Consider the following 26,885-nt stretch of genomic DNA (forward strand, 5'->3'; position numbering starts at 1 on the left):
GTCGAGTCGAGCGCCTCGCTCAGCAACAGGAAGCGCGAGGCGTTATCGCTGACCGTCAAGGGAAAGCAGTAGCGGCCATTGCCGAGCTTGAACTCGCCCTTGAAGTCGGCGCACCAGAGATCATTGGGGGCCGTCCCTTGCGACAGCGGCGTGCCGCGCGCACGGTGGCGCGGTCCGCCGCCGCGTTTGACCAGGCCGTGGCGATCGAGCACCGCATGAATGGTGCTTTTGGCCGGCACGCGAACATCGCCATCGAGCCGGCGCACCAGCAACTCGCGGATCTTGCGCGCACCCCAATGCGGCTTCTCGGCCTTGAACTGGACAATCAGGGTCTCGATCTGGGCCGGCAATTGGTTGGCGTAGCGAACCGGCCGTCGGGAGCGGTCGTTCAGCGCCTCGAGCCCGTGTTCCTTGTAACGATCGAAAATCTTGTAGCCGGTCTTGCGGGAGATGCCGAACTCCCGGCACACATCCGTCATGGCTTCCCCGTCCAACAGCCGGGCGACAAAGCGAAGGCGCTCTTCCATTACCGAACTCGCTTTCCACGGCATCTACACCTCCCGCAGAACAAAAGCGGAAAGTGTAACCCATGTGTCCGGTACGAACTCAGCTCATTTGATCTCCGCAAGCCAGGCGTTGTGACCGGCGCATTTGGTCACCATGCGCGCGCTGCGCAGATGAGTCCGGTCGAGCACAGCATTGCATCGCCGTGGCATCACCGTCGGAGGATTCAATATCGCACGGCAGTCTGAGTGATCGTGATCACATAAACTCGCGATCAGCTCCCCTAGTGTCCAGCTCACGCCAAACACGGGGAGATTTCATATGCGCAAGATCATTCTGGTGGCCGCTATGGTGCTGGTCTCTGCCTCTGCCCAGGCCGGAGGCCCGCGCAGCCTGTCGCTGTCCGCGGTGAGCGAGCCGGCTTCGGTTCAGCAAACGGCGCCAGCGCTTGCTGCCGCGCCGACGCAGGTGAGCGAAGCAGCGCCAGCCGCCGAAGCTCCGAAATATCTCGATCGGCCGCCGGCGGTTTCGCTTACGGCGCCTGCGGCGGCCGCTGCACCGACCACCACGACGACCTCAGCGCCCGCGACGACGATCCAACCCGCCGCGAAGACGACGGCCAAGGCAGACAAGCCGAAGCACAAGCGCAGCTGGACCGAAGGCCGCATCATCAGCGAGCTGCATCGTCACGGCATCTACTGGTAAGGCGCTCGCTCTCAAAAAGCATATGGCCGGGACAAGCCCGGCCATGACGCAAGAGATTTGGATCGGACTGGACGCGCTACTGCGAAACCGTCTGCACCACGCTCCCGATCGGACGTGCGCTCGAGGTCGGCACCTTCAGGTCCTTCAGCAATGCCTCGTCATATTCTGGCAGCGACTCGAGCGTCGTCTTGGCCTTCATCTGCACGACCTTGTAGCCGCCGGCCTTGAGCCGCGCGAGCAGTGCAGGCATGGCTTCGCCGGTATGCTTCTGGAAGTCGTGCATCAGGATGATGCCCTTGCCGAGCTTGTCGAGCCTGGTCATCACGGTCTCGATGATCTTCTCCGGCGTCGCGCCCTTCCTGAAGTCGAAGGAGTCGATGTCGGTCGAGAACATCGCGACGTTGCGGGTGCCGAAATAGCTCACGATCGCCGGATTGTGCTGCAGCTGCGGGAAGCGGAAGAACGGTGCCGGGTTGGTGCCGAGCGCGTATTTCACGGCGCTAACACCCTTCTCGACCTCGTCCTTGGCCATCTGCTCGGTCATCTTCTTGCCGTTCAGGTTGACGTGCGACCAGGTGTGAGTGCCGACCGTGTGGCCCTGCGCCAGCACCTGGCGAAGGATTTCCGGATGGTAGGTCGCATGCTTGCCGACCGAGAAGAACAGGCCCTTGGTGCATTCATCCGCGAGCGCCTTCAGCACGGCGGGCGTGTTGACCGGCCAGGGACCGTCGTCGAACGTCAGCACGACCTCCTTGTCGGTGAGGAAGTCGAACTGCTTGAAATGATCGAAGCCGAAGCCCGGACCGCCGGTGGTGTCGATCTCGACCACGCGGGAGACGCCGAGCGCGTTGGGATTGGCGCAGGTCGATTTCTGCTGAACCGGCATCGGCGCGGGTGCGGCGGCCGGGGCGGCTGCCGCCGGTTTGGCCGCAATCGCCGCCGTGGTCGTGACGTCGTCCTTGGCGGCGAGCTTCGCCTGTGCCGGCAATTGATCGGCGGCACGGGCGGCAATCGTCTTGGGAGCGGCCTGGTCGGCGCGCGAGGAATAATAAAACCAACCGCCGGCGGCAATCACGACCGCCGCAACTACACTGGCCAGCATCAGGCCCAACGCATTACGCATCGCCATTCTTTCCAATTACGCAACCAAACCGGCGGAATTTCCCGCTCGACGAGCCATTAATGCGAAGGAACAGTTAACGTGACACCAACACGACAGCGGATATGAAGGAATTTCAGCGAGGTGCGCCAACGTGACCATAGTCACAGAGGGTGGGCCTCCCGTGACCGTCATCACAGTGGAAACTGTTTTGCTGGAGCATGGTCGATCCCATCAACAACGGGCCCGCTTCCAGCGGTGCCAATGGGAGCTTCAAATGACCAACTCGCTGAACACCAAGTCTCTGAACACCAAGTCCTTGAGTAGCAAGATCCGCGACACCAGCCTGGCTCTGGGCTTTGCCGCCATCCTCTCGATCGCCTCGACCGGCTCCAGCTTCGCCTTCTCGTCCGAAGCCCAGCAGCAGTGCACCGGCGACGCTTTCCGCCTGTGCTCGTCGGAAATCCCGAACATCCCGAAGATCACGGCGTGCATGATGAAGCATCGTTCGGATCTGAGCGCCGGTTGCCGTGCGGTGATGGACAAGGACCTCGCCAAGGGCGGCGCGTCACGCAAGGTCGCTGACGCCCAGGACGCTCAGTAACAGTAACGATAGCGTCGTTGCGTCGGTTAGCTCCCCTCGCGATGTGCCCCGGCGTCAAGCCGGGGCCACGCGGCAGCGCAAGCCCGCCTGCCAATAAAGCCGTTGCGGCTTCGGGATCGTCGCTCTAGCTTCGCCCGCACATCTTCCGGGTAAGAGGCATTACGCGATGACCAGATTTCTTTTCATCATTCCATTGATCCTGTTTGCATCGGCTGCGTCCGCGCAGCAGCCCGGTCACGACGCCTGTGCGCGCGATGTGACGCGCTTCTGCCGCCCGGTGATGAACAATGGCGATCAGGTTGTGCTCGCCTGCCTCAAGCAAAACCGTACGCGGCTCACCAAAGGCTGCGAGAAGGTGCTGACGGATCACGGGCAGTAAGACGTCGCTACGGACTCGCGAAACCCTACGTGCTGCTTCCCGCCGCAGTGGCGACCACGGGCAGCACCTCACTTGCTGCCTGGTCCGGCGTCTCCTCTTTCCAGCGCACCGAGCCGAACGGACGCTCGAGCATGCGGCGGATCCGCACCGGATCGGGGCCGATGTGGAAATCGATCGCCTCCTGATGCAGAGCGCGTTCGGACTGGGTCGAGCGGTTGCGCTGGCGTAGATAGTCGAGCCAGGTCGGACAGTGGTAACGCTCGGTCCACAATTCGGGATCGGCGATGTCGCGCGCGATCGACCAGCCGTAAGCACCGTTGCGCTGACGAGAGAGCTGCACGTCCTGCATCACGTTGTGAAAGGCGCGGGCGTTGTCTTGGGCGACGCGGTATTCGATCTCGACCACCAGCGGCCCGCTGCGTGCCGTGAGCGACAGTTTGACTTCCGGATCCGCTAGCAAATCGGCGTCTTCGTTACGGGCGCCGACGCGCGGCATCGTGAGCCAGATCCCCAGCACCGGCGAGATCAGCATCAGGCCGGCAGCCGTCAGCAGCGCGACCTCGACGCCGGCATAGTCGGTGAGATGGCCCCAGCCCCAGGCGCCGACCGCGATGCCGCCCGAAATCGAGGCCTGGAACGCCGCGAGCGAGCGGCCGGCGACCCAGCGCGGCGCCGAGAGCTGCACGCCGATATTAAACAGTGCGACGGCGGCCATCCAGACCGCGCCGGCGAGCACCAGGGCAGCCGCGGTCAGCACCGGCTCGGTGCTCACGGCGAGCGCAGCCATCGCAAACGCCATCGAAATGGTGCAGGCGCGGATCGCGGCTTCGCCGCTCATGCGCTTGCGTAACTCGTGGATGTTGAGCGCACCGACCACGGCCCCCATCCCGAAGGCGCCGAGCATGATACCGTAGGTCTGCGCGCCGCCATGCAGCAGATCGCGCGCGACCAGCGGCATCAGCGCCATGATGGCGCCGCCGATCAGGCCCATCACCAGCGTGCGCAACAGCACGATCTTGATCGGCGGCGAATTGGTGATGTAGCGGAAGCCCGACACCATGGCGCGGTTGAGCTTCTCCCGCGGCAGCCGCGAGGGCTCGGTGTTGCGCCGCCAGAGCAGCAGCACCACCAGCAACGGCAAATAGAGGATCGCGTTACACGCAAACGCCGCCACCGCACCGAGCGCGGCGACGATGACACCGCCGACCGCCGGACCGAAGCTGCGCGCGATGTTGTAGCTGATGCCGTTCAGCGCGACGGCCGACGGCAGGGCATCGGGCGGCACCTGCTCGCTGACCGAGGATTGCCAGGCCGGGCCGAACAGCGCGTTGCCGCTGCCGACCACGAAGCAGAACGCGAGCAGCGTTTCCGGAGAAATGTAGTTGAACCAGGCCAGGACCGTGAGCGCGGTCGCGCCAGTCAGCGCGATCATGAGCGCGATCAGGGTGACGACGCGGCGATCATACATGTCGGCGATGGCGCCGGCCGGCATCGAGATCAGCATGATCGGCAGCATCAAAGCGGTCTGCACCAGCGCCACCTTGTCCGCCGAGGCCGCCATCTGCGTCATCGCCCAGGCGGCGCCCACGCCCTGGATCAGTAGGCCGAGATTGGAGAGGAGGCTGGCGAGCCAGATGCGCCGGAACACGGTGTACCGCAGCGGCGCCATGATGCCGTCGGTCGCAATTTTCTGGCGGTTCGTCTGCTCGGTCATATCCCCTTCCAGATGGGCTGGCAGAAGTAGTCTTGAAGTCGTCTTGGAGTGGTCTTTGGGCGATTCCGGCAAGTTCAGTGATGCCTGCGAAAGTCCTTCGCTGTCCAGTGGTTAGGCCGGTATAAGCGGTGCACAGAGATGGTTTTGCGGCGGAGGAACAGATGAAGCTGTCACGACGAATGATCATGCTAGGGGCCGGCAGCTTGCCCTTCGCAATTGCGAGCTTGCGGACGGGCGCGTTGGCTCAACCCGCGCCCGCTGCGCCGAGCGAGGTGCCGCCGATCCTGTTCGTCCACGGCAATGGCGAATACGACGCGCTCTGGATGACGACCTTGTGGCGGATGGAATCCAACGGCATCGCGCGCGACCGCATGATGGCGATCAATTTCACCGATCCCAATGCACGAAGTGACGACAAGGTCGAGCAGGCGGGTCGCTCCTCGACCGAGGACCAGCGCCGCGAGCTCGCCGCCGCCATAGCCGATTTGAAGCGTCGCACGGGTGGGTCCCGCGTGGCGCTGGTCGGCAGCTCGCGCGGCGGCTATGCCATCCGCAACGTCATCAAGAACGGCGGCCCCGGCGGTGTCAGCCATGCCGTGCTGTGCGGCACGCCCAATCACGGCGTGTTCGCGACCGACGACCAGCTCAACAGCGAGTTCAACGGCCGCGGCGCGTTCCTGCGCGGCTTGAACGAGGGCGAGAGCGAGGTGACACCGGGTGTTGCCTTCCTCACCTTGCGCAGCGACGGCATGGACAAATACGCGCAGGCCGATGGCCGTTTCATCGGCAAGCCCGGCACGCCGACCGGCGTCAACGTCGAAGGTCCGGAGTTGAAGGGGGCGGCCAACCTCGTGCTCGGCGCGCTCGATCATCGCGAGGTGGCGTTCCACCCCCGGGCCTTCCGCGAGATCTACAAATTCATCGCCGCCCGCGAGCCCGCGCGAATCGCGATTGTCCCGGAGCAGAGCGTGAAGCTGAGTGGGCTTGTTACCGGCGCGCCCGGCGGCGTGTCGACCAACCGGCCGGTGGCCGGCGCAAGCGTCGACGTGTTTCGGGTCGATCCTGAAACCGGTGAGCGCAAGGGCAACGCCGTCCACAGTGCGAAGACCGGTGCCGACGGCCGCTGGGGACCGGCGCAGGTCGAGCCTTCCTGGTCGCTCGAATTCGTCGTCGCATCGCCGGATGCGCCGACGACGCATATCTACCGCTCACCCTTCCCGCGCTCGTCGGACGTCGTGCATCTGCGCGCCGCGCGTCCGCTCGGGCCCGCGGACAAGGACGCCGGGGCTGTGGTGATCATGTCGCGTCCGCGCGGCTATTTCGGCCTGCCGCGGGATGTGGTGCTGCTCGACGGCAAGGAGCCGGCGGACGTCAAATCGGGTGTGCCCACAGATTCGACAGCAACACTGCGCCTTCCGGCCGGCGAGGTGGGGCGTAACATCGTGGCCCAATTTGGCGAAGAACGAATTGTGGCACGCGCCTGGCCTGCCTCCGAGAACAGGATTGCGATTGCCGAGCTGACTTACTAGCTAATTGCCTGCGTCACCTCTGCGGGAGCGAGCCATGAACATCGCCAGCGTGCGTCGGCCCATCGTCCCTCCGACCCCGCCGCGTGCGCCCGACGACATGTCGTTCCTCGGCCGGCTAGCCGTGATCAAGCGGAACATGATCGCGACCTGGGGCCAGCGCGCCTACGAGGAAGACGTCATCGAGGGCCGCTTCTTCTTCCGCAACAGTTTCATCCTGAACCAGCCGGATGCGATCCGGCATGTCCTGCTCAGCAATTACGAGAATTATTCGCGTACCCCGGCGGGCATCCGCATGCTTCGTCCCGTGCTCGGCGACGGTCTTCTGATTGCGGAGGGCCATTCGTGGACGTTTCAGCGCCGCACTCTCGCGCCGGCGTTCACGCCGCGTGCGACGGCAAATCTCGTTCCGCACATGACGGCGGTGCTCGACGAGACCATCGCGAAGCTCGACGGACGGACGAGCGAGCCGGTCGATCTGCGCGAGATCATGCAGCGTATGACGTTGGAGATCGCCGGACGCACCATGTTCTCGTTCGGCATGGACCGGCATGGTCCGACCTTGCGCAACTTCGTCATGGAGTATGGAGCCCGGCTCGGACGGCCGTACTTGCTCGACATGGTGCTGCCGCTGTCCTGGCCGAGCCCGATGGATTTTGCCCGCGCCCGTTTCCGCAAGCGCTGGACTGAATTCGTCGCGATACTGATCGCCGAGCGGCGGGAGATGGGCAAGAAGGACGGTGCGCCGCCGCGCGATCTGTTCGATCTCATGGACGAGGCGCGGGACCCCGAAACCGGCAAAGGCTTTTCGGACGAGCAACTCGTCGACGAAGTCGCAACCATGATCCTCGCGGGTCACGAGACCACGGCGACCGCGCTATTCTGGGCGCTCTATCTGCTCGCGCTCGATCCCGATACGCAGGAGGAGATCGCCTCCGAGACGCGAGGCGAACATCTCGACAGCATGGCCGACATCGATCGCCAGAAGTTCACCCGCGCCGCGATCGAGGAGACCATGCGGCTTTATCCGCCGGCCTTCCTGATCGCCCGGGCCGCGCGCGAGAAGGACAACGCGGCCGGCGTCGCCATCGGCAAGGGCGACATCATCATGATCGCGCCGTGGCTGCTGCACCGGCACGAGAAGCTGTGGGATCAGCCGAACGCGTTCATTCCAAAACGCTTCATGTCGACGGAAGCACCCGATCGGTTTGCCTATCTGCCCTTTGGCGCGGGTCCGCGCGTCTGCGTCGGCGCACCATTCGCGCAAGCCGAATCCGTGCTGGCGCTGGCCCGGCTGATCGGTGCGTTCCGTGTCGAGCTTGCCGATACCAGCCCTGTCATTCCGCTCGGCGTCGTCACGACCCAGCCGGACCGTTCGCCGCTGTTCCGCATCACGCGTCGGTGACAGGCGTTCGCCTGGCGGACGGCGTGATCCACACCAGATAGAGTTGCGCCATGAGCGATATCCAGGCCCAGTTTTCCGTTCTGAAGCAGACCGCCGATGCGAAAGTGGTCGACGCGATCGCGCGCCTCATCGAGGACGGCGAAGATCACGAGCTCAACCGCGTCAATGCCCTCGATTTCGCGAAGCAGCACGGTCTCGATGAAGAGCACGCGATCTCGGCATTCCTGCATTCGGCGCGGCTCGGCCTGTTCGATCTGGGTTGGAATGTGCTGTGCCCGGGCTGCGGCGGCGTGTTGGGTGCGCACTCGACCCTGAAGGCGCTCAAGCCCGATGATTATCATTGTGCGCTGTGCGCCTGCGGCTACAAGGCCTCCGTCGATGATCAGGTCGAAGTCTCCTTCACCGTCAATTCACGTGTCCGGCGCATTGCGGCGCATGATCCTGATACGCTTCCGGTGTGGGAGTACTTCAAGCAGGTGTTCTGGAGTTCCGGCGTCGACTTCAACAAGGAATCGTTCGCGACGCTCGCCAACGAGGTGACGCTGGATACGATGGAGCTGCCGGCCGGCGAGAAGGCGACCATGTCGCTGCAACTGCCGAACGATTTCATCATCATCTTCGAACCGGTGACTCACGCGGCCCATTTCATCGACGTGCAGGGCGAGCCGACCAAGGACCGTCAGCAGCTCGCCATCATGTACAACAGGGTGCAGGCGCCGACGGGAACCACGACCATGCGGCCGGGCCCGCTGCGGCTGTCGCTGGAGAACCAGGCCGGCGTACGCGTGCTGCCGTCGGTCTTCATCGCGGCCGAGGCACTCCATCACCTCATCGGCAAGCGCAAGCCGTTCCTGACCGCCAAGCGGATGCTGTCGAACCAGACGTTTCGCGACGTGTTCAAGGCGGACAATCTCAGTCTCGACCAGCGGCTCCAGATCACCTCGCTGACCTTCCTGTTCACCGATCTGAAGGGATCGACCGCACTCTATGAGCGCGTCGGCGATCTCGCCGCCTTCGACCTCGTGCGCGCGCATTTCCATGCACTGCTCGAGATCATCTCGTCGGAGAAAGGCGCGGTGGTGAAGACCATTGGCGACGCCGTGATGGCGACCTTCGTCCGTCCCGAGCATGCGATCGCGGCGGGTTTGCGGATGCGCGCGGCGATGGACGAGCTCAACAAAAAGCGCGGCACCGCCGATCTCATCGTCAAGATCGGCATCCACGAGGGTCCGTGCCTCGCGGTGATGCTGAACGAGCGGCAAGATTATTTCGGCCAGACCGTCAACATCGCCGCCCGCGTGCAGAGCCTCTCGACCGCGCAGGAGATCCACATCACCGGCCCGGTGCTCGATGCACCGGCAGTCGCCGAAGTCCTCAAGCAGCGCGAAATCAGGCCGATCCAGAAGCAGGCCGCCCTGCGCGGCATCGCCGACAAGATGGTGGTGTACGAGATACCGTGAGGTGTTGCCCCCCACATCGTCCTGGCGAAGGCCAGGACCCATACCGCGGAATCTATCGATTGCGGATGGTCGGCGTACCGGACCACAACCAGTCTTCGCCAAACTACACCCTGGGGTAATGGGTCCTGGCCCTTCGCCAGGACGACGTCGGAGAGACGATTTAGCCGCCCTCCAGAAACCAACGCTCCCAGATTGCCGAAACGTAATGCGGCGCGCGGAACTGACGCACGTTGCGCCGGTTGGGTTTCCTGCTCATATAATGCTGGTAGCAGTCGCGCTCCGCGGCTTCATCGATTTCGGTAGGACCTTATGCTCGACGGCCTGCGCCAATTCATCGCCGACATTGTTGCTCCCCATGCCCAGGACCGCGCATTCGGTGACAGTGATTACCGGCTGGCGGCGACCGCGCTGCTCGTTCACGTGATCTCGCTGGACGGCCAGCCGACTGCTGCCGAGCAGCGCAAGTTGCACAGTCTGATCGAAAGCCACTTCGGGCTCGATCGCGGCACCGCGGATCGCCTGATCGCGGATGCGACGGAGGTCGAGGGCGAGGCGGTCGACCTCTATCACTTCACCAGCATCATGATGCGCTCGCTCGACGAAGAGGGCCGCAAGCGCGTCGTCCAGATGATGTGGGAGCTGGTCTACGCCGACGGCCAGGTTACCGAGTTCGAGGATAATGTGGTCTGGCGCGCTTCCGACCTGCTCGGGATTTCGCAACGCGACCGGATCGACCTGAAGCACGCGGTCGCAGATCGTGCCGGCGGCCAGGTCAAGGACGACGCGGTCGGTGGGTGATCCGTGCCAACACCGCCAATTGACGGTTGTGCAGGTCACATGACGAAACTTTAATGTAGCCTCGGGCTGTCCGGGTTCCGGATTTCTCCTGTAAATCCGTGGTTTGCCTGCTTCCCCCGTTTCCCGCTCAAGTGGCTATGCGGCGGCGCCGCTTGCCTGTCGCGCTCGGCCTATGCTCTCGTTCCAGCATTCCGGGGCCAAAAACTTCAATTCAAGAGATCTCGATCGTGACTGAGCGGGTAACGTTGATCACCGGTGCCTCGGCGGGCATCGGCACGGAGCTGGCGCGTGTGTTCGCCGCGAACGGACACCGTCTTGCGCTGACGGCGCGACGCGCGGACCGGCTCGAGGCGCTCGCGAACGAGCTCGCCGCCAACGGCGGCAAGAAGCCGATCGTGATCGCCTGCGATCTCCAGGACGCGGATGCCGGCGAGAAGATCGCCGCCGCACTCGCTGCCGAAGGCGTCGAGCTCGACAATCTCGTCAACAATGCCGGCTTTGGCGTATTCGGTGACGCAGTTGAGCGCGACCGCGTCGAGCAGGTCGGCATCGTGGACGTCAATGTCCGGGCTCTGACGGATCTGTCGCTTCGCTTTGCCGATCAGCTGATCAGGAACAAGGGCGGTCTTCTCAACGTCGGGTCGGTCGCCGGCTTTCTGCCCGGCCCCGGCATGGCCGTCTATTACGCGTCCAAGGCTTATGTCATTTCCTTCACCGAGGCCTTGCGGGCGGAGCTTGCACCGCGCGGCGTTCGCGTCACCGTCCTTTGCCCGGGCCCGGTGCCCACCGAATTCCAGGCCCGCGCCCGCGTTGGCTCCGGACATGATACGGCCCTTCTCAATGTTCCTGCCGCCGAGGTCGCACGGCAGGCCTATCGCGGCCTGATGGCCAACAAGCGGGCAGTGCTCCCCGGTCTGGGCATCAAGATCGTGCCATTCGCGCTGCGCTTCTTCCCGCGCGGCTTCATTCTGTCTGCCACCAGCTGGTTTCAGAGGCAAAGACACTAAAGCGAGCTCTCGGTCGGTCATGGCCCGGAGCTTGCTTTCTATCGGGTGGGTGTGTGCGCAAACTCACACGAAATTAACGATCGCTTAGTTATGCTGGCGGTCTGAACCGATAGCACTCGCAGAGACCATGTCGTTCCGGACGAACAGGTTTGGTGGCGCAGAAGTGGTGCCCTTCCCCAGAAGGACGCCGGACGTCGCCGCCTCCGAAACCCGGTTGCCGGTTCTGATCATCCTGCATCAGGAATCCTCAACGCCTGGCCGCGTCGGTAATGCGCTGCGCGCGCTCGGCCATCGTCTCGACATCCGCCGTCCCCGGTTCGGCGATCCGCTGCCCGAGACCCTCGACCAGCATGCCGGCGCTGTGGTCTTCGGCGGTCCCATGAGCGCGAACGATCCCGACGACTACATCCGCCGCGAGATCGACTGGATCGAAATTCCGCTCCGCGAACAGCGGCCGTTCCTCGGCATCTGCCTCGGCGCGCAGATGCTGGCGAAGCAGTTGGGGGCCCGCGTCGCGCCGCATGCCGACGCGCTGACCCAGATCGGCTACTATCCGATTCGCCCGACAGCAGCGGGACACGGGCTCTGCCCGAATTGGCCGGCGCGGGTCTATCATTGGCATCGCGAAGGCTTCGAGTTGCCGGTTGGCGCTGAACTGCTTGCCGAAGGCGATGATTTTCCGGTGCAGGCATTCCGCACCGGCAACGCTTTCGGCGTGCAGTTCCATCCCGACGTGACCTACGCGATGATGCATCGCTGGACCACCCGGGGCTATGACGGTCTCAGCGCGCCCGGCGCGCGACAGCGGCATCATCATTTCGCGGACCGTGCGATCTACGATGCCGCGGAACGCGCCTGGCTCGATCATTTCGTCGACGGCTGGCTGACGCGCCGGCCGTTGCTGGCGCAGGCGGCCGAGTGATCGCGCCTTAGCACAAGCTCTTCTCATCCCCTTGTATGGTAGGCTCGTTGCCAACGTGCGCGCGCGTAACTGCGCCGGCAAACAAAGGGAGAGCGCCATGGGCTACGAACACATTCTCTATGAGGTCAGCGACAAGGTCGCGACCATCACGCTCAACCGTCCCGACCGCATGAATGCGTGGACGCCCATCATGGAGCGCGACGTGCGCCATGCGATGGAAGCATCGAGCGCCGATGACAACGTCCGCGTCATCGTCATCACCGGCGCGGGCCGCGCTTTCTGCGCCGGTGCCGACATGGACGCGCTGAAGGGGCTCGACCCCGATGATGTCAGGCGCGCGTCGAACCTGCCGCCCTTCGACATGAACCGGCGGCCCGACTGGCAGACGCGCTATGGCTTCTACCCGTCGATCGGAAAGCCTGTCATCGCCATGCTCAACGGCGCAACCGCCGGCATCGGCCTCGTCCACGCGCTCTATTGCGACCTGCGCTTTGCCGCCGACAACACCGTGTTCACCACCGCCTTCGCGCGGCGCGGCCTGATCGCCGAGCACGGCATCAGCTGGATGCTGCCGCGAATCGTCGGCCACGCCAATGCGATGGATCTGTTGCTCTCGGCACGCCGTGTTTCGAGTGACGAGGCGCTGCGGATCGGGCTGGTGAACCGGCTCTGCTCGCCCGAGAAGCTGCGCGAGGAGACTTACGCCTATGCGCGCGACCTCGCCGATTTCGTCTCGCCGAGCGCGATGGCCGTGATCAAGCGGCAGCTCTACGAGGTGCCGTTCCAGACGCTGGCGGAGGCGACGATCGAAGCCAATCGGGACATGATGGTAGCGCTGAACGGCAGCGATTTCCGGGAGGGAGTCGCGAGCTTCATGGAGAAGCGGCCGCCGAGGTTTACGGGGAAGTAGGAAGGATTCGTCGGCAGTCCGTCTTCGCCCTGCGGGCTACGCCGCGGCAGCCTTCGCTCGTTTCGCTACGAGGGACTGTCCGGGCTTGCCGAGCCGTAGCTCGCGAAGCGAGCGAAGGCTGGTGGAGCCAGGCGGGATCGAACCGCCGACCTCGTCATTGCGAACGACGCGCTCTCCCAGCTGAGCTATGGCCCCTTTTGTAGGCCGCTCTGGTCAATGCGGCCGACAACCGGGCGCCATTTAAGTCCCCGCCAAGGTCAAGTCAAGGACGGCTGTAACCCGGTTTTAGCCATCCCGGCACCGACTTCCCTTGTTTGGACCGGGGGGAACCGATATCTAGCAAAAGACGTCAATCCCGACCGAAGCCAGAGTTTTTAAAAGCCATGCGTGCCGTTCTCGACATCGTCATCATCGTGCTCGACCTCTACGTCTGGCTGCTGATCGCGTCCGCGATCCTGTCCTGGCTGATCGCCTTCAACGTCGTGAACACCCGCAACCAGTTCGTGTCGGCAGTGGCGGAGTTCCTGTACCGGATCACGGAGCCGGTCCTGGCGCCGATTCGCAATTTCCTGCCCAGCCTCGGCGGCCTCGACATCTCGCCGATCATCCTGATCCTGCTCATCATGTTCATCGAGCGGGTGATCCTGTATTACATCTACCCGAACGTGATCTAAGCAGGCTGGAGCGCCCTGGGTTGCCAAAGAACCTTGTCATCAAGGAACCTTGGCGTTACGGGGCCGCAGGTATCAGCATCGCGCTGCGGGTGACGCCGCGCGGCGGCCGCGACGATATCGACGGGATCGAGCAGCTCTCCGATGGCCGCAGCGTGCTCAAGGTGCGTGTGCGCGCTATCGCGGATGGCGGCGAGGCCAATAAGGCCGTTCTGGTGCTGCTGGCGAAATCGCTGGGCGTGCCGAAGGCCAGCGTCAAACTCCTGTCGGGAGCGACCTCGCGGCTGAAGCAGATCGCGGTCGACGGCGATCCGGCGCGGCTCGGCGAAGCGCTGCGCCTGCTCGCATCAGCCAAATCGACGGACTGAGGGAACTGACATGACCGCCAAGATCATCGACGGAAAAGTCATCGCCGCGGAACTTCGCGCCCGCGTCGCCGACGAGGTCGCACGCGTCAAGCGCGAGCACAATCTGGTACCGGGCCTTGCGGTCGTTCTGGTCGGAAGCGACCCGGCCAGCGAGGTCTATGTGCGCTCGAAACACACCCAGACCCAGGCCGCCGGTATGGCCTCGTTCGAGCACAAGCTGCCGGCCGACGTCTCGCAAGCAGATCTCCTGGCGCTCGTCGCAAAACTTAACCGCGATCCCGCCGTGCACGGTATTCTGGTGCAATTGCCGCTGCCCAAGGGCCTCAACACCGAGGCCGTCGTCAATGCCATTGATCCCGCTAAGGATGTCGATGGGCTGCATCCGAACAATGCCGGCCGCCTCGCCGGCGGCTTCGAGGCGCTGTCGCCCTGCACGCCGCTCGGCTGCATCATTTTGACCAAGAGCGTGCATGCCTCGCTCGAAGGCATGAACGCCATCGTCATCGGCCGCTCCAACCTCGTCGGCCGCCCGCTGGTGCAGCTGTTGCTGAACGAGAACGCCACGGTGACCATCGCGCATTCGCGCTCGCGTGACCTGCCCGGGCTCGTGAGGCGCGCAGACCTCGTCTACGCCGCGGTCGGAAAGTCCGAGATGGTGCGCGGCGACTGGCTGAAGCCGGGGGCGACCGTGATCGACGTCGGCATCAACCGGATCCCGAAGGACGACGGCAAAACGCGTCTCGTTGGCGATGTTGCCTATCAGGAAGCGCTCGCCGTGGCTGGCGCCATCACGCCGGTGCCGGGCGGCGTCGGTCAGATGACGGTCGCGTGCCTGCTCGTGAACACCTTGCGCGCGGCCTGCGCGATCGCAGGGCTGCCGAAACCGGCGGTGTAGTTCACCTCGCCCCGCTTGCGGGGCGAGGGAGCAGAGCTCAGGCGTTCTTCTTCTTCTCGCGATCGATGCCTTCGAGGATCAGCTTGTGCGCATCCTCCGGGCCGCCCCAGCGCAGGATCTTCACCCACTTGCCGGGTTCGAGATCCTTGTAGTGTTCGAAGAAGTGCTGGATCTGCTGGAGCGTGATATCCGGCAGGTCGGAATACGACTTCACCTTGTCATAGCGCTGGGTGAGCTTGGACGAGGGCACCGCCAAAATCTTCTCGTCGCCGCCGGCCTCGTCTTCCATGAACAGCACGCCGACCGGACGCACGCTCATGACCGCGCCGGGGATGATGGCGCGGGTGTTGATGATGAGGACGTCGCAGGGATCGCCGTCATCGGACAGCGTGTGCGGGATGAAGCCGTAGTTTCCGGGGTAACGCATCGGAGTGTAGAGGAAGCGGTCGACCACCAGCGTGCCGGCTTCCTTGTCCATCTCGTATTTGATCGGTTCGCCGCCCACGGGGACTTCGATGATGACGTTGACGTCGTTGGGTACGTTTTTCCCGATCGAGACCGCATCGATACGCATTCAAGGCTCCGTTGTTGCCGAGGTTAAATCGCACCCGGCAGCGATTTTGGCGCTGTCATACGCGGGCTTGGCCCGCCGATCCATCGCGTTTTTGGGAAATAATGAATCCGGCGATCACCGGCTCAAGACAGCGGTATCGACGGAAGGAAAGCGCTGCCGGCGGGACTTCAGCAGCTCAATTGGTCCAAGCGAAGGCAACCTTGTCGAGCGACTTCGGCCCGAAACGCTCCGAGGAGCGCGCCACCATGCGGCCGCCCAGGGCGCGGTAGAACTCGGTGGCCGGATCGTTGTCCGAGAGCGCCCACACCACCATGCTCTTCAGGCCGCTCTGCATCAGGTCGCGGCGGGCCGCGGTGAATAGGCGGCGACCAAAGCCCAGGCCCTGGAATTCGGGACGCAGATAGAGCTCGTAGACCTCGCCGTCGAAATGCAGGCTGCGGGCGCGGTTGCGGCCGTAATTGGCGTAGCCTGCGATCTTGTCGCCGAACACCAGCACGCTGACGCGGCTGCCCTTGCGGATCGCACTGTCCCACCATTGCGGACCGCGGCGGTTGATCAGCTTCTCCAGTTCGGCGCCGGGAATGATGCCCTGATAGGCGGAGCGCCAGGCTTCGTCATGGGTGGACGCCACCGCAGTTGCATCTGCGGCTTTGGCCGGCCGGACCTCGATCAGGGTTGTGCTCATGGACGTGATCAAACCAAGTCGCCGCGCCGGCGGCAAGACCTATCGTTAATTATCGGTTAACGTGTGGACTTTCTGCATCAGTATTTGAACCATGTTGTACCGAAAAAAGACAAGACGCCGATTCGAATGGCACCGGGGTGCTCTGCGCCGGTGCAAAACCGCTTTGCGGCAACGAATGGACGGCAATGGCAACGCAGAAAGTCTGCCGATATTGATTCGTTCCTACTAGTGTGACCGTCGCAGTTCTCGCCTCCGGCAATTCATGCGGCTCCTCAATATCTTCGTGCTTCTGCCTTTGTTGGCCTTGCTGACTGCGTCGCCTGTGTGCGCTCAGGTCACTTTTGGTTCGTCCGGAGCGGAGGGCGATCCGTTTCGCCGGCAGCAATGGCGCGTGCCATCGCCGGATACCGACATCGCCGCTCATGCCCTGCTGTTTCGCCCGCCGGGTGCCGGCCCGTTCCGGCTTGCGGTGATCGCGCACGCATCGACGCAAAATGCCTTGCGACGCGCGCAAATGCCCCAGCCGGAATACCGCGCACTCACGGCATTCCTCATCGCGCGCGGCTTCGCCGTGCTGGTGCCGGAACGGCTCGGCCATGGCACAACGGGCGGGCGCTATATCGAGGACCAGGGTGGCTGCGACGAGGCGGACTATGTGCGCTCGGGCCGTTTAACGGCCGACGAAATCGCGCTCGCGCTGGACGATGTGCGAAAGCAGGATTTTATCCGCAAGGACGCTGCGATCGTGATCGGCCATTCCGCCGGCGGTTGGGGCGCGCTGGCGCTCGCGAATGCCGATCCGAAGGCGATCTCCGCCATCATCGCCCTTGCGCCGGGCCGCGGTGGCCATGCCAATGACGAGCCGAACCGGATCTGCGCGCCGCATACGCTTCTCGCGGCGGCGGCGGAATTCGGCAAGGCCGCGCGCATCCCCGTCACGTGGCTCGTTGCCGTCAATGACAGCTACTTTGCACCGTCATTTTCGCTTGCGTTGGTCGACGCGTTTCGGCGCAGCGGCGGCAAGGTCGAGTTCCGTGCGCTGCCGGGCGTGGGCAGCGAAGGGCACTGGATGATCGAGAGCGAGGCCGGCGTCAAATCCGCGAGTGCCGAACTCGATCGCGCTCTGAAGCCGGCGGCTGGCAAAAAGCCATGACGCTGCATTTCCTGATATTGGATAATCGCTGATGCCCAAATGGCCTGACGATGACGTCATCCTGTTCGATGGGGTCTGCATTTTCTGCTCGCGCTGGGTCCGCTTCGTCGCCAAACGTGACACGGCGAAGCGATTTCGCTTCACGCCGATCCAGTCTGACTATGGCGCCCGGCTCGCGCGCACGTTCGGCATCGATCCCGCTGATCGCGACACCAACGCCGTGGTTCACGGCGGCGAGGTGTTCATGAAGTCGGACGCCGCGCTGACGGTGCTGTCGCAGCTCCCCGGCTGGGGTTGGGTGCGCGCGTTGTTCGCCGTGCCCAAGCCGCTACGGGACCCGCTCTACAATCTCGTCGCGCGCAACCGCTACCGCATCTTTGGCAAGTATGATTCGTGCTTCGTACCGGATGCCGATTTGCGGGCGCGGGTGATCGAGTAATTCGTCATTGCGAGCGCAGCGAAGCGATCCAGGCTGCCGCTGCGGAAAGATTCTGGATTGCTTCGCTGCGCTCGCGATACGAGTGTGTGGTTACGGTTTGCCCAGAACTCCTAGCGCTTCCTGTGCCGCCCGTTCGCCGCTGTCCCTTGCCCCGTGCGCCGTCGAGAAAAAATTCGGCGACGTCGCTTCTCCTGCAAAGAACAGCCGCCCATCCACAGGTGCCGCCAGCACGGCGCGGTCACCGGCGTGGCCCGGCAGCGCGTGCGAGTAGGAGCCTCTCGCGAAGGGGTCGTGGGCCCAGCGCGACTCGTAGAGCGGCTTCAGCTTTCGCCTGATATCGTTGCCGAGAAGGCCTGCGATCTCGTCGATGCCCTGCGCGGCAATCGCGCCTTCGCCGGCGTCTTCCAGTCCGCGTGCAAAGCTGCCGCCGAAAAAGCCTTCGATGCAGCCTTCGATGCAGGGCTGGCCGAATGGGCGGATATGATAGGTGCCCATGTCGGTGCGCATTGTGGCGCCGCGCAAATTGCCTTCCTTCGGGAAGGCCTCGGCATCGTCGAGCGCCAGCGTCACCTTGTCGTCGACCCCGAGCGGCAGGCCGGCTGCGGCATCGACCTTGGCGGGGGAAGGTGGCGAGAACCGGATGGCCTCATTGGCGATGAGATTGGTCGGCACGGTGACGATCACCTTGTCGGCGATCAGCGTGCCCCGGGAGGTTTCGACGCGGATGCGTTGGCCGGAATGATCGATCACCGTGACGTTGCAGTTCAGCGCCACCGGGCAGGGCGCGCCATAGGCCGCGATCAGAGCGCCGTAGCCGCGGCGGACGCGCCAATTGAGGTCGCTGTCCTCATAGGCGTCCCAGTCCAGTGTGGACATGTCCTTCAGTTCGCAGCCGTTGATATAAGTCGAGATCGCGTCGATCATGGGATTCCAGCGATTGCCAGGCTCCAGGCTCAGGCTGGCCGGCTCGTCCTTGCCTTTCTGCGCGGCCTGCCAGAGCCGCTCGTAGAATGCGTCCATCGCGCGCATGAACTCGTCGCGCTGGCTCTGCGGAAACGCGTTGCCATAGGCGCGCTCGCGCCACGGCGGCAGGTCCTTGTTGACCTCGAAACCGAGCTGATTTGCGATCGCGGCAAAGGAGTTCTGGTCCGCCGAATGCAGCCAGCCGCAGCCGACGTCGAAGGTCACCTCGGGCGAGGCCTGCACCGTCCAGGCTCGGCCACCAAGCCGGTCGCGCGCCTCGAGCACGATCACGGAGAGGCCGGAGCCTGCCAGCGCATGCGCCGCGCCGAGGCCGGCGGCGCCCGCACCGATGATCGCGACGTCAACGGAGGAGGGAAGGGAGCTCATGGGCGGGCTCTAGCACGTTCGCAAAGAGTGCTGAAGCCGGGCGGACACACAGCTCACGTGTCCCGGACGCGGTGCGGCGTGTAACGCCGCTCCGCAGAGCCGGGACCCAAGGTGATGTGGAGGTTGTGAGAGTAACTGGGCCCCGGCTCAGCAGCGCATCACTGCGTGCTGCGCTGCGTCCGGGGCACGAGGGCGGTAGCTTAAGCCACCGCTTCCTTGGATTTTTCCGCGCGCTTGCGCTCGTTCGGGTCGAGGTGCCGCTTACGCAGGCGGATCGACTTCGGCGTGATCTCGACCAACTCGTCGTCCTCGATATAGGCCAGCGCCTTTTCCAGGGTCATGCGGATCGGCGGGGTCAGGCGCACCGCTTCATCCTTCGACGTGGTTCGGATGTTGGTGAGCTGCTTGCCCTTGAGCACGTTGATCTCGAGGTCGTTGTCGCGGGTATGCTCGCCGACGATCATGCCCTTGTAGACCTTCCAGCCCGGCTCGATCATCATCGGGCCGCGATCTTCCAGCTTGAACATGGCGTAAGCCACCGCTTCGCCCTGGTCGTTGGAGATCAGCACGCCATTGCGGCGGCCCTGGATCTCGCCCTTGTACGGCGCGTAGCCATGGAACAAACGGTTCATGATCGCGGTGCCGCGGGTATCGGTGAGCAGTTCGCCCTGGTAGCCGATCAGGCCGCGCGTCGGCGCGTAGAACACCAGCCGCAGGCGGTTGCCGCCGGACGGCTTCATCTCGATCAGCTCGGACTTGCGCTCGCTCATCTTCTGCACGACGACGCCGGAATGCTCTTCATCGACGTCGATGACGACTTCCTCGATCGGCTCCAGCGTGGCGCCGGTGGCCTCGTCTTTCTGCAGCACGACGCGCGGACGCGACACCGAAAGCTCGAAGCCCTCGCGGCGCATGGTCTCGATCAGGATCGCGAGCTGCAATTCACCGCGGCCCGAGACTTCCATCGCGTCCTTGTCCGAGGCTTCGACGACCCGCAGCGCGACGTTTCCTTCGGACTCGCGCAGCAGGCGGTCGCGGATCATGCGGCTGGTCACCTTGTCGCCTTCGGTGCCCGCGAGCGGCGAGTTGTTGACGATGAAGGACATCGAGACGGTCGGCGGATCGATCGGCTGCGCCACCAGCGGGGTGTCGACCGACGGATCGCAGAAGGTATCGGCGACTGTGCCCTTGGTCAGGCCGGCGATCGCGACGATGTCGCCTGCCTCGGCTTCGTCGAGAGGAGTGCGCTCAATGCCGCGGAAGGCGAGGATCTTGGTGATGCGGCCGGTCTCGATGGTCTTGCCGTCGGCGCCCAGCACCTTCACGGCCTGGTTCGGCTTGATCGAGCCTGAGGAGATACGGCCGGTGATGATGCGGCCGAGATAGGGGTTGGCCTCCAGAATGGTGCCGATCATGCGGAACGGGCCTTCCTCGACGGTCGGCGGCGCGACATGACGCACGATCAGGTCGAACAGCGGCTGCATGCCGGCTTCGTGCGACCCGTCCGGGCTCTCGGCCATCCAGCCTTGCTTGGCCGACCCGTAGAGGATCGGGAAGTCGAGCTGCTCCTCGCTGGCGTCGAGCGCCGCGAACAGATCGAACACCTCGTTGATGACTTCGGTCGCCCGCGCGTCGGGACGGTCAACCTTGTTGATCACGACGATCGGCTTCAAACCGACCTTGAGCGCCTTGGAGACCACGAATTTGGTCTGCGGCAGCGGGCCCTCGGCGGCGTCGACCAGCACCAGCGCGCCGTCCACCATGTTGAGAATGCGCTCGACCTCGCCGCCGAAATCGGCGTGGCCGGGGGTGTCGACGATGTTGATGCGGGTGTCCTTCCACTGCACCGAGGCCGCCTTGGCCAGGATGGTGATGCCGCGCTCGCGCTCCAGATCGTTGGAGTCCATGGCGCGCTCGGTCACCTTCTGGTTCTCGCGATAGGTGCCGGATTGCTGGAGGAGGCGGTCGACCAGAGTCGTCTTGCCGTGGTCGACGTGGGCGATGATGGCGATGTTGCGAAGGTTCATGAGTGAGCTTCTTTGCGGTCGGACAATGGGTTAAGCGCGATCTCGCCGGTCAGACCGGGACCTCTTCTCGAAACAACGCTTGAAGACTGGAAACGGGGCGCTTTCCGCCCAAAAGGGAAAGCCCGGCATATCGACCGGGCACCCTACGCGTTGCGGCGCAATATAGGCAAAAACGGCCAAAAAACAATGTGTTCTTTGGCCGTTGGTTGATTGAATTTTGTCCGGGGATTCCCGGGGGTTAGGCGAAAAGCCGCCCTCAGCCGCGCCGGCCCTTGATGGCGGCCCAGATCAGGGCGACCCCGCCCAGCCCCACGACCAGGCCCAGGAACACCAGGGGCGCGACGTCGGAATCGATCCGGCCTCTGTCGGATATGGAGATTCCGCCGAACAGGAGTGCACAGGCGCCGGGCAGCAGCAGGATGATCCCGAAGATCGCCATGAGCGCGGTCAGGCAGCCGCTGCGCTTGTTCGGCGGGGCAGGAGGCGGTCCCGGAGGGGCTGGCGGCGTGTCGCTGATGCTCATGCCTGCAGGACTCCTTCGGTTGACTGCGCCGCCAGTTCGGCGCGGATGCCGTCGATCTTTCCGTTCCGGTAGAACAGATTGTAGGTGTCGAACGGAATGATCGCGCCGCTCTCGGTGACGAAATGGATGCAGCTGCGCTTGACGTTGCCGACGCAGAAATTGAAGCGGTCGAGAAACTGCACGATGGTGACGCGGAATACGTTCTCGTACGTGATGCCCTGCGGTACCTCGAAGCTCGGCAGGCAGCACAACAATTCGCAGACGCGCTCGCTGGTGTTCAGCGGCCCCGAGGACAGCGAAAACAGATCGATGAATTTCTCCCTCAGCGCCGGATGCTTCTCCGGGCTTATCGTATTGGGCAACAATGCGACGAGTTGCTCCTGCGGGATCAGCGAGGTCAGCGGCAGCACTTTGTCGCCGTTGCGCAGGCCGTACCCGATCGAGATGCTTTCGGGGTTGCAGGGCAGCGGGATCATGTCCTTGTCGCCGAACACGCCGGTTTCGACCACGCGCTTGCGGATCTCCGACAGCATGATGCGGTCGGTGTTCTTGTCGAAATTCTCGTTGCGGCCGGCATCCTGCACCGGCTGCAGCGTGACGCCGCGAACGCACTTCCAGGTCAGCGCGTGGCGAACGATGTCGCCGATCTCGGCATCGTTGACGCCGCGCTTGATGGTCGCCACCAGCGTGGTCGATACGCCGTAATGCTCGAGATTTTCCAGCGCCTGCTGACGGATCTTGCGCAAATCGGCGCCGCGCAGATTGATCAGCGCGTCGCGTTCGAGCGAGTCGAACTGGAGATAGACCTCGAGCCCGCGCTTGTTCTCGGCGAGCCGCGCCACGAAATCCTTTTCGCGGGCGATACGCAGGCCGTTGGTGTTGATCATGACATGGCGGATCGGGCGGGCGCGCACCGCATCGAGGATCGCGAAGAAATCCGGATGCAGCGTCGGCTCGCCGCCGGAGATCTGCACCAAATCAGGCTCGCCCTCGCTCGCGACCAGCGCATCCAGCATTCGCTCGATCTTGGCCAGCGGCGTGAAGCTGGTCCGCGCCGGCGAGGAATCGGCAAAGCACACCGGGCAGGTCAGATTGCAATGCTCGGTGATCTCGATCAGGGCCAGGCAGGAATGCTGCTCGTGGTCGGGACATAGGCCGCAATCGTAGGGGCAGCCGAATTCGGTATGCCGTTGAAAGGCTAGCGGCCGGTCGCCGGGCTTGATGAAATCCTTGCACAGGCGCCAATAGGCTGCGTCCGTCGAGACCAGCGTGGACTGGACGCCATGCTCCTTGCAGCGCTTCTCGTACCAGACCTCGTTGTCGAGGATCTGGATCTTGGCCGGCACCAGCTTCAGGCAGGTCTCGCAGAGAGATTGAGTCTGGCCCCAGAAGATATAGGGGCGCGACTTACGCAACGGCGCGTTCATGCATGGGTCTCGCTTTGGGCGCTGTCGCCAGCATGACGACGGCGTAGAGCAGGATGGACAGCGACAGCAGGTGAAACAGCGTGAAGGGGCCGATCAGCGTGCCGTAGGGCTTGAGGAATTCCCACAGAAAGCGCTGTGCGCCATAGTAGACGAGGACGAGGTAGAAACCATTGGTGATCACAAACCCGCTCCGGTTCAAGACCGCCAGCACGTAGAGCAGCGCGAATACACCCATCGCGGCGCTTTCGTACAGCTGCACGGGATGCCGAAGGATGCCGTCGCCGAAATCATGGCCCCAGGGCCATGCCGCCGGCGTGCCGTAGGTGAAATCGTCAAGGCCCGCGAAATAGCAGCCGAGCCGGCCGATCGCGATGCCGAGCGCCAGCGGCAGCGCAAAACGGGCGCCGGTTCGCACCGTGATTCCTGCGGACCATTTGTAGAGCTCGATCGCCGCGATGCCCCCGGCGAGCGCGCCCTCGACCGAGCGCGCAATGCCGCTCTGGCCCGACAGCCACAGATTGGCGGAGCCGAACAGATAGGCGCCGAGGCCCGCACCGAACACCAAAGCGGCGAGGTAGGACCGCTCGAAGGATTGCGCCGGAAACCGCAAGCCCTGTCGCGACAGCCAGTAGAGTGCCACGGCCGCAGCCATCCATGCTGCGATGTCGAAGAGAGTGTGAAGGAAAGCCCCGCTCATGCGGGGGACATTAGCCCAGGTTCCCGCCCGGCGGGATAGTGCGGCCGCTTCTTATCCCCGAAGAGGAGCGAGGCAGGTGGCTAGCCGGCTTGCCGCTCTTCGGTCGGATAGACCCCGCGCAGCACCTCTTCGAAGTGCAACTTCACGGCCTCGTTGCACATGCAGGCGCGCAGGCGCAGGCCCTCGCGGTTGCGGACCAGGATCGATCCGCGCCGCGTGTCGAGCACGCCTTCTGCCTTGAACGACTGGAGCACGCGGCTGGCATAGCTGCGGCCGACGCCGAGCAGCGTCGCGAGCTGTTCGTGCGTCAGAGGCACGCTGCTCTCATCGCCGGTCCGCTCCATCGCCGCCAGCATCCATTTGGCGGTGCGCTGCTCGATCGAGTGAATGGCGTTGCAGGCGGTGGACTGGAAAATCTGCGCCAGCATGCAGTCGGCGTAGCGAGCGAAGACATGGCGCAACGAGGGCGAGCGCTGCTTGGCGGCCTCCAGCTTGCCGACGTGAATGCGCGCAAACGGCCCGCCGAATTTCACGCAGATCCGGGTGTAGGCCGGTAAAAATCCTTCGCTGACGATGCCGCCCACCGCGCCTTCGCGGCCGACCAGGATGGTCTCGACATCGCGGCCGTCCTCATTGGGAACGAGGAAGGTCGCAAGCGATGGTCCGCAGGGAAAGTGGACGACCTGGACGTCATCGCCGGGGTTGTAGAGCAATTCATTCGCCGCGGCGCTTTCGAGCATGACATGTGGCGCAAGCAGGGCGAAGTCGGCCGGGCTCAAGCGCCGCAGCAGATTGTTGGTCGGCCGGCTGTCGATCTCGGTGGCGTTGCTGGTCCGCGCGTCCATCTCAAACTCCCATCCGCCTCCACCTTAGCGAGTTCCGTCGAGGTCCTGTGTGCACAAGTGGACAGACCTAATAACTGTAATGTGGTGGGTTTCGTTCCGGGAACCCTCCGCGCTGGGTGCAGGCGTCGTGACCGGGATCCCAGTCAGAGAAACCTCATGCTCCAAGTTACGATGATGGCACCCGCCGTTTCCGATAGTTCAAATTGTCCTGCCGATGTTCTCATCGTCGAGGACGATCCGATCATCGCGATCGACTTCGAGGATCGCCTGCTCGGATTTGGCGTGAAGAGCGTGCGCACGGTAGGTTCAGTGGCGCAGGCGCTGGCCGCGATCGCGGCGCGCGTCCCCGGATTCGCCTTGCTCGACGTCGGATTGAGTCGCGAGAACAGCTTTGCGGTGGCCGAACGGCTCGCGGCGCTGAAAATTCCGTTCGTCTTCGTCACCGGCTATGGCGCCGACGCGCGCATCCCGCCGGAATTCGCCGGCCAGCCGCGTCTGCAGAAGCCGTGTTCGAGCGACGCGCTGGAGGCGGCGCTCCAGGTCCGCGCGGCGGACTAGCGATACGGCGTCAGGCCTGCTTCGGATCGAGCGTGGTCGACCATAGCGCGACGTCGGCGCGGTCGCGCAAGGTCACCGTCATCTGTCCTGAAGCGCCATCGATCTTGACGTGACCGAAGAACTGCATGCCGGCGGACGGCGGCAGGTTCTGGTTGTCTTTCCCCGGCGCCTTGACGAAACGCACCTCCGGTCCAAACGTATTGTCGAGTGCGTTCGGACCGAACGTGCCCGCGTGAAGCGGGCCCGACACGAACTCCCAGAACGGCTCGAAATCCTGGAATTGCGCCTTGTTGGGATCGTAATAATGCGCGGCAGCGTAATGCACGTCCGCCGTCAGCCACACGGTGTTGCTGACCGGCGCCATCTTGATGAAGCGCAGGATGTCGGCGATCTCGAACTCGCGGCCGCGCACCGGGCCGTCGCCCTGCGCAATGGCTTCCGATCCACCCTTCGGCGTGTCCGACACGACGAGGCTGAGCGGCATGTCGGAGGCGATCACTTTCCAGGTCGCGCGCGAATTCAACAGGCCGCGCTTGAGCCAGGCGGTCTGGTCCGGGCCGAGGAAATAGCTGGCCGGGTCGTAAGCGGTTTCGAGGTTGGGGCCATTCGGGCCGCGATAGCTACGCTCGTCGAGCACGAACACGTCGAGATGGGGACCATAGGAGATCTGCCGATAGACCCGGCCGGGCTCGACGATGCTTTCGCGCATCGGATACATCTCGTGGAAGGCACGGCCTGCGCGGGCCGCAAGCAGCGCGATGTCGCGCTCCTTGTAGGTCGCGGGCAGCTCCTTCGACAGCGACCAGTTGTTGGTCACCTCATGGTCGTCCCACTGCACGAAGATCGGCACTTCGGCATTGAAGGCGCGAAGATTGTCGTCGGTGAAATTGTATTTGTGCGCGGCGCGGTACTCGTCCAGCGTCTCGGCGACCTTGGCCTTCTCGGGAATCGTGACGTTCTTCCAAATCTTGCCATCGGCGAGCTTCACCTCGGACTGGATAGGGCCGTCGGCATAGATGGTGTCACCGGAGTGCAGGAAGAAATCCGGACGGTGCTTGCGCATCGCCGAGAAGGTGAACATGCCGCCGTCATCGGGGTTGATGCCCCAGCCTTGTCCTGCGACGTCGCCGCCCCAGACGAAGCTGACGTCACGGCGGTCGGCGGGCGCGGTGCGGAAGCGGCCGGTCACCGGCTCGCCCTCCACCGCGGTGTGCGAAAGATCGCGGAAGCGGACGCGATAGAAAATGTCCTGTCCGCCCGGCAGGTTTTCGATCAGCATCTTTGCGGTGAAGTCGCTCTCGGGCAGCGCCGCGATCGGCGGCAGTGCGCGGGCATCCCTGAACGACTCCGTCGTCGCCACGTCGACCAGCATCTGTGCGGGCCGGTCGGTACGCGCCCAGACCACCCCGCCGTCGACGGTGACGTCGCCCGACTGCACGCCATGGGTCACCGCCGGCCGGTCGGCCGCGCGAGAGAGATGGGGCATTGCGACCGCGCCGAGCGCGCCGGCACTGGTCGTCAGGAAATTGCGGCGGGAGAATTTGATGTTCATGGGACGGTCTCGATATCGCGTGAGGCGGCCGTCCAGGGCGGCCGCCACGGTGAAGCCCGACGCTATATTGAGACAATGTGACGCAGCG

General features: G+C 64.1%; 28 protein-coding genes and 1 tRNA gene. 16 read left to right on the plus strand and 13 right to left on the minus strand.

The genetic code is table 11. The features are described from left to right. A partial coding sequence (locus BRA1253DRAFT_RS24205; protein ID WP_007598697.1) for a helix-turn-helix domain-containing protein occupies nt 1–551 on the minus strand: 551 nt, incomplete at its 3' end. Between the two features lie 274 nt (nt 552–825). Here BRA1253DRAFT_RS24205 and BRA1253DRAFT_RS24210 point away from each other — a divergent pair. Continuing rightward, nucleotides 826–1,209 carry a hypothetical protein gene (locus BRA1253DRAFT_RS24210; protein ID WP_007598700.1) on the plus strand — a complete coding sequence of 128 codons (384 nt, stop codon included), beginning with the start codon at nt 826–828 and terminating at the stop codon, nt 1,207–1,209. Between the two features lie 76 nt (nt 1,210–1,285). Here BRA1253DRAFT_RS24210 and BRA1253DRAFT_RS24215 read toward each other — a convergent pair whose 3' ends face one another. Then, nucleotides 1,286–2,332, minus strand: coding sequence for a polysaccharide deacetylase family protein (locus BRA1253DRAFT_RS24215; protein WP_007598702.1), 1,047 nt, complete (start codon nt 2,330–2,332; stop codon nt 1,286–1,288). 253 nt (nt 2,333–2,585) lie between these two features. On the opposite strand from BRA1253DRAFT_RS24215, the gene BRA1253DRAFT_RS24220 reads away from it, so the two are divergent. Next, on the plus strand, nt 2,586–2,912 hold the full coding sequence (locus tag BRA1253DRAFT_RS24220) for a hypothetical protein (RefSeq protein WP_007598705.1): 327 nt from the start codon (nt 2,586–2,588) through the stop codon (nt 2,910–2,912). Between the two features lie 166 nt (nt 2,913–3,078). Continuing rightward, on the plus strand, nt 3,079–3,291 hold the full coding sequence (locus tag BRA1253DRAFT_RS24225) for a hypothetical protein (protein ID WP_007598706.1): 213 nt from the start codon (nt 3,079–3,081) through the stop codon (nt 3,289–3,291). A 25-nt stretch (nt 3,292–3,316) separates the two neighbouring features. Here BRA1253DRAFT_RS24225 and BRA1253DRAFT_RS24230 read toward each other — a convergent pair whose 3' ends face one another. Beyond that, nucleotides 3,317–5,005: an MFS transporter gene (locus BRA1253DRAFT_RS24230; protein ID WP_007598707.1), complete on the minus strand. Its 1,689-nt coding sequence runs from the start codon at nt 5,003–5,005 to the stop codon at nt 3,317–3,319. 161 nt (nt 5,006–5,166) lie between these two features. Here BRA1253DRAFT_RS24230 and BRA1253DRAFT_RS24235 point away from each other — a divergent pair, with 161 nt between their 5' ends. The 7 genes from BRA1253DRAFT_RS24235 (at nt 5,167) to BRA1253DRAFT_RS24265 (ending at nt 13,033) form a co-directional block, all read left to right on the plus strand. Continuing rightward, nucleotides 5,167–6,534 (plus strand): hypothetical protein, encoded by a 1,368-nt coding sequence (locus BRA1253DRAFT_RS24235; protein WP_007598708.1) that lies wholly within the window; start codon nt 5,167–5,169, stop codon nt 6,532–6,534. 34 nt (nt 6,535–6,568) lie between these two features. Continuing rightward, nucleotides 6,569–7,936, plus strand: coding sequence for a cytochrome P450 (locus tag BRA1253DRAFT_RS24240; protein ID WP_007598709.1), 1,368 nt, complete (start codon nt 6,569–6,571; stop codon nt 7,934–7,936). 50 nt (nt 7,937–7,986) lie between these two features. After that, nucleotides 7,987–9,396 carry an adenylate/guanylate cyclase domain-containing protein gene (locus tag BRA1253DRAFT_RS24245; RefSeq protein ID WP_007598710.1) on the plus strand — a complete coding sequence of 470 codons (1,410 nt, stop codon included), beginning with the start codon at nt 7,987–7,989 and terminating at the stop codon, nt 9,394–9,396. 309 nt (nt 9,397–9,705) lie between these two features. Next, entirely contained in the window at nt 9,706–10,194 is a 489-nt protein-coding gene (locus BRA1253DRAFT_RS24250; protein WP_007598711.1) for a TerB family tellurite resistance protein, read from the plus strand. A gap of 227 nt (nt 10,195–10,421) precedes the next feature. Further along, nucleotides 10,422–11,201, plus strand: coding sequence for an SDR family oxidoreductase (locus BRA1253DRAFT_RS24255; RefSeq protein WP_007598712.1), 780 nt, complete (start codon nt 10,422–10,424; stop codon nt 11,199–11,201). 127 nt (nt 11,202–11,328) lie between these two features. Further along, nucleotides 11,329–12,123: a glutamine amidotransferase gene (locus BRA1253DRAFT_RS24260; protein WP_007598714.1), complete on the plus strand. Its 795-nt coding sequence runs from the start codon at nt 11,329–11,331 to the stop codon at nt 12,121–12,123. Nucleotides 12,124–12,220: 97 nt separating this feature from the next. Continuing rightward, nucleotides 12,221–13,033 carry an enoyl-CoA hydratase gene (locus tag BRA1253DRAFT_RS24265; RefSeq protein WP_007598716.1) on the plus strand — a complete coding sequence of 271 codons (813 nt, stop codon included), beginning with the start codon at nt 12,221–12,223 and terminating at the stop codon, nt 13,031–13,033. A gap of 119 nt (nt 13,034–13,152) precedes the next feature. Here the strand turns inward: BRA1253DRAFT_RS24265 and BRA1253DRAFT_RS24270 are convergent. Further along, nucleotides 13,153–13,228: transfer RNA gene (locus BRA1253DRAFT_RS24270), tRNA-Ala, on the minus strand. Between the two features lie 188 nt (nt 13,229–13,416). Between BRA1253DRAFT_RS24270 and BRA1253DRAFT_RS24275 the strand changes: the two genes are divergently transcribed. Genes BRA1253DRAFT_RS24275 through folD form a run of 3 tightly spaced genes read left to right on the plus strand, consistent with a single transcriptional unit; the run spans nt 13,417 to nt 14,967 of the window. After that, on the plus strand, nt 13,417–13,707 hold the full coding sequence (locus tag BRA1253DRAFT_RS24275; RefSeq protein WP_007598721.1) for a YggT family protein: 291 nt from the start codon (nt 13,417–13,419) through the stop codon (nt 13,705–13,707). A gap of 20 nt (nt 13,708–13,727) precedes the next feature. After that, on the plus strand, nt 13,728–14,072 hold the full coding sequence (locus BRA1253DRAFT_RS24280; RefSeq protein ID WP_007598722.1) for a DUF167 domain-containing protein: 345 nt from the start codon (nt 13,728–13,730) through the stop codon (nt 14,070–14,072). Nucleotides 14,073–14,082: 10 nt separating this feature from the next. Next, nucleotides 14,083–14,967: a bifunctional methylenetetrahydrofolate dehydrogenase/methenyltetrahydrofolate cyclohydrolase FolD gene (gene folD / locus BRA1253DRAFT_RS24285; protein ID WP_007598723.1), complete on the plus strand. Its 885-nt coding sequence runs from the start codon at nt 14,083–14,085 to the stop codon at nt 14,965–14,967. Between the two features lie 37 nt (nt 14,968–15,004). On the opposite strand, the gene ppa is transcribed toward folD, so the two are convergent. Beyond that, nucleotides 15,005–15,541 (minus strand): inorganic diphosphatase, encoded by a 537-nt coding sequence (ppa, locus tag BRA1253DRAFT_RS24290; protein ID WP_007598724.1) that lies wholly within the window; start codon nt 15,539–15,541, stop codon nt 15,005–15,007. Between the two features lie 175 nt (nt 15,542–15,716). Continuing rightward, nucleotides 15,717–16,226 carry a GNAT family N-acetyltransferase gene (locus tag BRA1253DRAFT_RS24295; protein ID WP_007598725.1) on the minus strand — a complete coding sequence of 170 codons (510 nt, stop codon included), beginning with the start codon at nt 16,224–16,226 and terminating at the stop codon, nt 15,717–15,719. A 262-nt stretch (nt 16,227–16,488) separates the two neighbouring features. Between BRA1253DRAFT_RS24295 and BRA1253DRAFT_RS24300 the strand changes: the two genes are divergently transcribed. Then, nucleotides 16,489–17,379: a S9 family peptidase gene (locus tag BRA1253DRAFT_RS24300; protein ID WP_007598727.1), complete on the plus strand. Its 891-nt coding sequence runs from the start codon at nt 16,489–16,491 to the stop codon at nt 17,377–17,379. A gap of 31 nt (nt 17,380–17,410) precedes the next feature. Further along, a complete protein-coding gene (locus BRA1253DRAFT_RS24305) occupies nt 17,411–17,818 on the plus strand; it encodes a thiol-disulfide oxidoreductase DCC family protein (RefSeq protein WP_007598729.1) in 408 nt (135 codons plus the stop codon). A 90-nt stretch (nt 17,819–17,908) separates the two neighbouring features. Here BRA1253DRAFT_RS24305 and BRA1253DRAFT_RS24310 read toward each other — a convergent pair whose 3' ends face one another. From BRA1253DRAFT_RS24310 to BRA1253DRAFT_RS24335, 6 genes are all read right to left on the minus strand, one after another. Further along, complete coding sequence (locus BRA1253DRAFT_RS24310; protein ID WP_007598730.1) at nt 17,909–19,168, minus strand: NAD(P)/FAD-dependent oxidoreductase; 1,260 nt, start codon at nt 19,166–19,168, stop codon at nt 17,909–17,911. A 200-nt stretch (nt 19,169–19,368) separates the two neighbouring features. Beyond that, nucleotides 19,369–21,195: a translational GTPase TypA gene (gene typA / locus BRA1253DRAFT_RS24315; RefSeq protein WP_007598731.1), complete on the minus strand. Its 1,827-nt coding sequence runs from the start codon at nt 21,193–21,195 to the stop codon at nt 19,369–19,371. Between the two features lie 256 nt (nt 21,196–21,451). Next, nucleotides 21,452–21,718, minus strand: a complete 267-nt coding sequence (locus BRA1253DRAFT_RS24320) for a hypothetical protein (protein ID WP_007598732.1) — start codon at nt 21,716–21,718, stop codon at nt 21,452–21,454. Further along, a complete protein-coding gene (locus tag BRA1253DRAFT_RS24325) occupies nt 21,715–23,145 on the minus strand; it encodes a radical SAM protein (RefSeq protein WP_007598734.1) in 1,431 nt (476 codons plus the stop codon). The genes BRA1253DRAFT_RS24320 and BRA1253DRAFT_RS24325 overlap by 4 nt, the downstream gene beginning before the upstream one ends. Continuing rightward, entirely contained in the window at nt 23,126–23,842 is a 717-nt protein-coding gene (locus BRA1253DRAFT_RS24330; protein ID WP_007598736.1) for a prolipoprotein diacylglyceryl transferase family protein, read from the minus strand. Before BRA1253DRAFT_RS24330 ends, BRA1253DRAFT_RS24325 begins: the two co-directional genes overlap by 20 nt. A gap of 80 nt (nt 23,843–23,922) precedes the next feature. Next, nucleotides 23,923–24,687, minus strand: coding sequence for a Crp/Fnr family transcriptional regulator (locus BRA1253DRAFT_RS24335; RefSeq protein WP_007598738.1), 765 nt, complete (start codon nt 24,685–24,687; stop codon nt 23,923–23,925). Nucleotides 24,688–24,843: 156 nt separating this feature from the next. Here BRA1253DRAFT_RS24335 and BRA1253DRAFT_RS24340 point away from each other — a divergent pair, with 156 nt between their 5' ends. Next, entirely contained in the window at nt 24,844–25,245 is a 402-nt protein-coding gene (locus BRA1253DRAFT_RS24340; protein WP_007598740.1) for a response regulator, read from the plus strand. Nucleotides 25,246–25,255: 10 nt separating this feature from the next. Here BRA1253DRAFT_RS24340 and BRA1253DRAFT_RS24345 read toward each other — a convergent pair whose 3' ends face one another. Beyond that, complete coding sequence (locus tag BRA1253DRAFT_RS24345; RefSeq protein ID WP_007598742.1) at nt 25,256–26,797, minus strand: alkaline phosphatase; 1,542 nt, start codon at nt 26,795–26,797, stop codon at nt 25,256–25,258. Nucleotides 26,798–26,885: the final 88 nt, after the last annotated feature.

Source organism: Bradyrhizobium sp. WSM1253 (genome assembly GCF_000244935.1).
Classification (GTDB): domain Bacteria; phylum Pseudomonadota; class Alphaproteobacteria; order Rhizobiales; family Xanthobacteraceae; genus Bradyrhizobium; species Bradyrhizobium canariense.

Coding starts and splice junctions, on each gene's coding strand:
- BRA1253DRAFT_RS24310 (WP_007598730.1), bottom strand. CDS start 19,168: ATGAGCTCCCTTCCCTCCTCCGTTGACGTCGCGATCATCGGTGCGGGC.
- BRA1253DRAFT_RS24305 (WP_007598729.1), top strand. CDS start 17,411: ATGCCCAAATGGCCTGACGATGACGTCATCCTGTTCGATGGGGTCTGC.
- BRA1253DRAFT_RS24245 (WP_007598710.1), top strand. CDS start 7,987: ATGAGCGATATCCAGGCCCAGTTTTCCGTTCTGAAGCAGACCGCCGAT.
- ppa (WP_007598724.1), bottom strand. CDS start 15,541: ATGCGTATCGATGCGGTCTCGATCGGGAAAAACGTACCCAACGACGTC.
- BRA1253DRAFT_RS24335 (WP_007598738.1), bottom strand. CDS start 24,687: ATGGACGCGCGGACCAGCAACGCCACCGAGATCGACAGCCGGCCGACC.
- BRA1253DRAFT_RS24225 (WP_007598706.1), top strand. CDS start 3,079: ATGACCAGATTTCTTTTCATCATTCCATTGATCCTGTTTGCATCGGCT.
- folD (WP_007598723.1), top strand. CDS start 14,083: ATGACCGCCAAGATCATCGACGGAAAAGTCATCGCCGCGGAACTTCGC.
- BRA1253DRAFT_RS24210 (WP_007598700.1), top strand. CDS start 826: ATGCGCAAGATCATTCTGGTGGCCGCTATGGTGCTGGTCTCTGCCTCT.
- BRA1253DRAFT_RS24260 (WP_007598714.1), top strand. CDS start 11,329: ATGTCGTTCCGGACGAACAGGTTTGGTGGCGCAGAAGTGGTGCCCTTC.
- BRA1253DRAFT_RS24275 (WP_007598721.1), top strand. CDS start 13,417: ATGCGTGCCGTTCTCGACATCGTCATCATCGTGCTCGACCTCTACGTC.
- BRA1253DRAFT_RS24250 (WP_007598711.1), top strand. CDS start 9,706: ATGCTCGACGGCCTGCGCCAATTCATCGCCGACATTGTTGCTCCCCAT.
- BRA1253DRAFT_RS24340 (WP_007598740.1), top strand. CDS start 24,844: ATGCTCCAAGTTACGATGATGGCACCCGCCGTTTCCGATAGTTCAAAT.
- BRA1253DRAFT_RS24320 (WP_007598732.1), bottom strand. CDS start 21,718: ATGAGCATCAGCGACACGCCGCCAGCCCCTCCGGGACCGCCTCCTGCC.
- BRA1253DRAFT_RS24325 (WP_007598734.1), bottom strand. CDS start 23,145: ATGAACGCGCCGTTGCGTAAGTCGCGCCCCTATATCTTCTGGGGCCAG.
- BRA1253DRAFT_RS24330 (WP_007598736.1), bottom strand. CDS start 23,842: ATGAGCGGGGCTTTCCTTCACACTCTCTTCGACATCGCAGCATGGATG.
- BRA1253DRAFT_RS24345 (WP_007598742.1), bottom strand. CDS start 26,797: ATGAACATCAAATTCTCCCGCCGCAATTTCCTGACGACCAGTGCCGGC.
- BRA1253DRAFT_RS24240 (WP_007598709.1), top strand. CDS start 6,569: ATGAACATCGCCAGCGTGCGTCGGCCCATCGTCCCTCCGACCCCGCCG.
- BRA1253DRAFT_RS24295 (WP_007598725.1), bottom strand. CDS start 16,226: ATGAGCACAACCCTGATCGAGGTCCGGCCGGCCAAAGCCGCAGATGCA.
- BRA1253DRAFT_RS24215 (WP_007598702.1), bottom strand. CDS start 2,332: ATGCGTAATGCGTTGGGCCTGATGCTGGCCAGTGTAGTTGCGGCGGTC.
- BRA1253DRAFT_RS24230 (WP_007598707.1), bottom strand. CDS start 5,005: ATGACCGAGCAGACGAACCGCCAGAAAATTGCGACCGACGGCATCATG.
- BRA1253DRAFT_RS24235 (WP_007598708.1), top strand. CDS start 5,167: ATGAAGCTGTCACGACGAATGATCATGCTAGGGGCCGGCAGCTTGCCC.
- typA (WP_007598731.1), bottom strand. CDS start 21,195: ATGAACCTTCGCAACATCGCCATCATCGCCCACGTCGACCACGGCAAG.
- BRA1253DRAFT_RS24265 (WP_007598716.1), top strand. CDS start 12,221: ATGGGCTACGAACACATTCTCTATGAGGTCAGCGACAAGGTCGCGACC.
- BRA1253DRAFT_RS24300 (WP_007598727.1), top strand. CDS start 16,489: ATGCGGCTCCTCAATATCTTCGTGCTTCTGCCTTTGTTGGCCTTGCTG.
- BRA1253DRAFT_RS24220 (WP_007598705.1), top strand. CDS start 2,586: ATGACCAACTCGCTGAACACCAAGTCTCTGAACACCAAGTCCTTGAGT.